Annotated in this window: 1 protein-coding gene; it reads left to right on the forward strand. The window is 68.1% G+C overall.

Annotated features, from left to right (window positions below; translation table 11 throughout):
• A partial coding sequence (locus Mam01_RS36145) for an arabinofuranosidase catalytic domain-containing protein (RefSeq protein ID WP_204289707.1) occupies positions 1-631 on the forward strand: 631 nt, incomplete at both ends.

Consider the following 631-nt stretch of genomic DNA (forward strand, 5'->3'; position numbering starts at 1 on the left):
CGGCACCCCCTGCGTCGCGGCGCACAGCACGACCCGCGCCCTGTACGGCAGTTACAACGGCCCGCTCTACCAGGTGCGCCGTTCCTCGGACAACACCACCAGGGACATCGGCGTACTGAGCGCGGGCGGCGCCGCCAACGCCGCCGCGCAGGACTCGTTCTGCGCGAACACGACCTGCCTGATCACGATCATCTACGACCAGTCGGGCCGCAACAACCGCCTCACCCAGGCGCCTCCCGGAGGCTTCTCCGGCCCGGCCGCGGGCGGATACGACAACCTCGCGACCGCGAACAAGGCGCCGACCACGGTCTACGGCAGCAAGGCGTACGGCGTCTACGTCGATCCCGGCGTCGGCTACCGCAACAACGCCACCAACGGCATCGCCAAGGGCGACCAGCCGGAGGGCATGTACGCCATCTTCGACGGCACCCACTACAACGGCGGCTGCTGCTTCGACTACGGCAACGCCGAGACCAACAGCCGCGACAACGGCAACGGCACCATGGAGGCCATCTACTTCGGCAACATCAAGGTCTGGGGCTACGGCGCCGGCAACGGCCCGTGGATCATGGCCGACCTGGAGAACGGCCTGTTCTCCGGCGTCAACCAGAAGTACAACGCGGGCGACCCG

The sequence above is a fragment of the Microbispora amethystogenes genome (assembly GCF_016863015.1).
Classification (GTDB): domain Bacteria; phylum Actinomycetota; class Actinomycetes; order Streptosporangiales; family Streptosporangiaceae; genus Microbispora; species Microbispora amethystogenes.